This is a genomic window from Nonomuraea antri, assembly GCF_013283785.1.
GTDB classification, from domain to species: domain Bacteria; phylum Actinomycetota; class Actinomycetes; order Streptosporangiales; family Streptosporangiaceae; genus Nonomuraea; species Nonomuraea antri.
This window is the reverse complement of sequence record NZ_JABCPZ010000446.1, coordinates 1-3,327: the sequence shown is the minus strand read 5'-3', so window position 1 is coordinate 3,327 and position 3,327 is coordinate 1. Positions and strand designations below refer to the sequence as shown.

The 3,327-nt window shown below is 68.9% G+C and carries 4 protein-coding genes; 1 reads left to right on the top strand and 3 read right to left on the bottom strand.

What is annotated here, in order from left to right:
• Nucleotides 1-300: 300 nt before the first annotated feature.
• The gene (locus HII36_RS54160) at nucleotides 301-438 is read left to right on the top strand and encodes a hypothetical protein (protein ID WP_173531201.1); all 138 of its coding nucleotides are present in this window, start codon (nucleotides 301-303) and stop codon (nucleotides 436-438) included.
• Between the two features lie 101 nt (nucleotides 439-539).
• On the opposite strand, the gene HII36_RS54155 is transcribed toward HII36_RS54160, so the two are convergent.
• From HII36_RS54155 to HII36_RS54145, 3 genes are all read right to left on the bottom strand, one after another.
• On the bottom strand, nucleotides 540-1,061 hold the full coding sequence (locus HII36_RS54155; RefSeq protein ID WP_217371114.1) for a hemerythrin domain-containing protein: 522 nt from the start codon (nucleotides 1,059-1,061) through the stop codon (nucleotides 540-542).
• Between the two features lie 211 nt (nucleotides 1,062-1,272).
• Nucleotides 1,273-2,430: a hypothetical protein gene (locus tag HII36_RS54150; RefSeq protein ID WP_173531200.1), complete on the bottom strand. Its 1,158-nt coding sequence runs from the start codon at nucleotides 2,428-2,430 to the stop codon at nucleotides 1,273-1,275.
• A gap of 106 nt (nucleotides 2,431-2,536) precedes the next feature.
• Nucleotides 2,537-3,327, bottom strand: a 791-nt coding sequence (locus HII36_RS54145; protein ID WP_217371113.1) for a hypothetical protein, incomplete at its 5' end; no start/stop codon positions are given.

Genomic DNA, 3,327 nt, shown 5'->3' with positions numbered 1-3,327 from the left:
GCGCTGGAGAGTGCGGGTGGGCGTGGTGCTGGAGGGTGAAGGTGTCGGCGGGGCATGGCGCTGGGGTGAGGGTGCCGGTGGGGGAGTTGTCGGCGGTGCTCGGGGCTGTTGGCGAGGGCTTGGGTGACCTCGGTCGGCTGCGGAGGGTGCCGCGCAGGAGCCCGCTGCAGAGGGTGTGGGCCGCGCAGGAGCCAGCCGTGAAGGAACTGCCGTGAAGGGTGTGGCCGCGCAGGAGCCGATCGTGACGGAGCCGACCAACGAAGGCTGTGGCCGTGAAGGGGCTGTCGTGAAGGGGCTGCCGTGAAGGATGCGACCGCGCAGAAGCCGACCGTGAAGGAGCCTGCCGCGAAGGAGTTGGCCGTGAAGGAGTTGGCCGTGAAGGAGTCGGTCGCGCAGGACGCGACCGTGGAGGATGCGGCTGTGAAGGACGAGCGGTGACGGTTGGTGGCGGGGGAACCGGGGTGCTTGGTCGGGGGTGCGACGCTGGTTGAAGGGTGCTGGGGACGTCGGACGTCACCCGAGGCAGAGGCAGGCGCTGGTCAGCCGTCGTTGGCGGTGAGTAGGAAATCGGGGCGGGAGGTGCGCCATTCCGGGGCCGGTAGCGCGTTGAGCGCCCCTACGATCCGCCTCTCCTCATAAGTGAAGTGCGACTCCAGCAATGCACTCAGCCCGTCAAGCTCCCGCCGGGCGCGTTGCCCGTCGCTGGGATCCAGGTCGTCCAGCAGGTCCTGGAGTTGGCGCAGGAGGTCGGCGACCGTCTCGTGGTCGTGCCGCAGTTCCTCCAGCACAGGATGGAGTTCGGGGAACTCCTCGGCCAGCGCACGGAAGGCGGTCTCGTCCTCGCCGACGTGATGGCGGGTGATCGCGGAGCAGAAGGTCAGGCAGTGCGCCCGCAACTCGCGTGGGCGGGGGCCGTCGCCGGAGAGGTAGGCCTCGACGTTCTCGCGGAGGTCGGCGAGTTCGTCGCGCAGCCAGAGGTGGACGTTGACGAGCTGGTTTCCGAACGCCTTCAGGCGGTCGTCCGGGTCGGTGGTCGGGTTGTGCATGGATGGGTGTCCCATGGTTCGGCGCCTCCATGCCCACGGCGGTCTCCTGGCCGGGTGCACTGCGACGCTGAGGCGGTATTCCACCATTGATCCAGGTCCTGTGGCAAATGTGGTCGGCACAGGTTCGCAGCACATGTTTCCGGAACATGTTCTCCGTCCCGGTTGTCCGCTCCCCACTGCCCGCCCCGGCTGTCCGCCCCGGGGGTGGCCGGGGCGGACGAAAGGGTTACGGGAGGCGGGTGAACGGGGTCGGGGACTGGCCGGTCCAGCGGTAGAGCTGGGCGTGTGCCGTCTGCTTGGTGACGCCGCCCTCGTTCAGTGTCCCGGCCTTGGACACGTAGTAGCGGCCGTCGTCGAGCGAGGTCAGGCCGTACTCGCCGGTGAACTGCCAGCCACGCACCCCGGACGCCTCGTGCTCCAGCCCGCCGGGCGCGAGCGACAGCAGCGAACCCTGCTCGGGCTGCGGCTGTCCCTTGATCTCGCCCCGGCGCGGCTCCGCGCTCCCGTCGACCATGAAGAACGAGTAGTTCGGGAACTGCGGCTTGGCGCCCTTGTAGACGGCCATCATCCAGTTGCCCGTGTGGGCGTCGTAGTCGAGGTTCTGCACGCCGTAGCGGGTGTTGCCGGTGTGGACGAAGTACTTGCCGTCGGTGCGCTCCGGCCCGCTGGTGTGCGGTGCGCTCTCGGTGAGCGGCCTCTCGTACTTCTTCCACTGGTTGACGTCGTACTGCAGGAGCACCTGGTGGTCGTTGTCCTGGCGGTTGACGTTGGAGTACACGCCATATGCCACGGTCAGCTTCTGCTTGCCGTGCTTCTTGCCGAACTCGGGGCCGAACGACACGCCGTCGATGCCGCTGCAGCCGTAGCGGTGGTCGGGGGTGTCGGCGACGTTGCCGTCGAACCTGCCGTCGCCGTTCATGTCGGCGGTGTAGTCGTCGACGACCTCCTTCAGGTACACCGTGCTCACCACGTCGCTGGTCTGGGCGTCCATGCCCATGCTGGTGATCCGGTCGGCGTCGAAGATGGCGATGTAGAACGACTCCTGCGCCTTGTACTCCAGAGAGCCGTAGACCCGGCCGTCCTTGGTGTTGAAGTCCAGGTCGCCGAGGTGTCCGGTGAACCCGGTCACCGAGCCCACCGGGTTGCCCTTCAGGTCGGTCTTGACCAGCAGGTTCGTGAACGAGAAGTACATGAACCCGTTGGCCCGGTCGATGGCGATGCCCTGGACGTGGCCGGCCTGCCAGGCCCCGCCGTAGATCTCCCCGGGCAACTCGGCGGGGCGCGGGCCGGCGGCGAGGGAGGCGGCGGCGGGGGAGGTGGTGAGGCCGGTGGTGAGACCAGTGGAGACGATCGCCGCCACCGCGAGGGACAACACTGAACGCATGTTCTGCACCTTTGTTCCGATCAACGTGCCGGGGACGACGATATTGCGCACGCACCGATTTGTCTGCACGAATCGATGAATGGGGAGTTAAGTCCCAGCGAAAGGGCTACGTCCCGGCCAGCTGGCGCCACCACCGTTCGCGGTGCGTGGCACGCAGCAGCCGGACGTGCAGCCGGTGCAGCACCTTCGCGTTGTGCGTGTTCACCTCCAGCTCGGAGGCGTCGGCCAGATGGCTGAGCGGGCGTCCATGACAGGTCGAGCAGGCGCAGGAGCCCTCCTTGAGCCGTTCCACTGGGACGAACGCCAGCCGCTCCGGCACGAACGCGCTGCGCGCACCGCCGCGCCGCCAGCCGCCGCGCGTCTCGTGCGGCTCCGGGTAGAGGTGGCGCAGCACTTCACGCACGCCGATCGCCGCCCAGCCCGCCCCGTGCGCCAGCGCGCCCAGCGCAGCTCGCGCGCCCGCCGACAGCAGGGGGAAGGGCAGCGGCTCGTACGCGGGCCCGTCCTCGACCACCAACGCCACCGGGGCGTGACCGACGGCGGCGAGCAGGGCCTGCCTGTCCTCCGTCACCCAGCCGGCGTGGACGGGCAGCACCGCGATCGCGTAGTCCCACTGGGCGGCCTGGGCGAGCGTGGCGTGCAATGCCTCGTGGTCGCCCCTGCCGATGTAGCCGGAATCGGTGAGCGGAACCGTCACCCCGGCCTCCACCTGGTCGGCGATCCAGTCGGCGGACAGCCGGACGGTGCCCCTGACCCGCGCGGAACCCGCGTACAGAGGTTGAAAGACTGAGGTATCACCTCGCGGTTGCGTGCTCTCGGCGGGGTTCGGGAGTATGCCGGTGGGATGCGTTATCCGGATGGTGGTGGTCTGACCCCGGCGGCGCGCGCCAAGCGTGA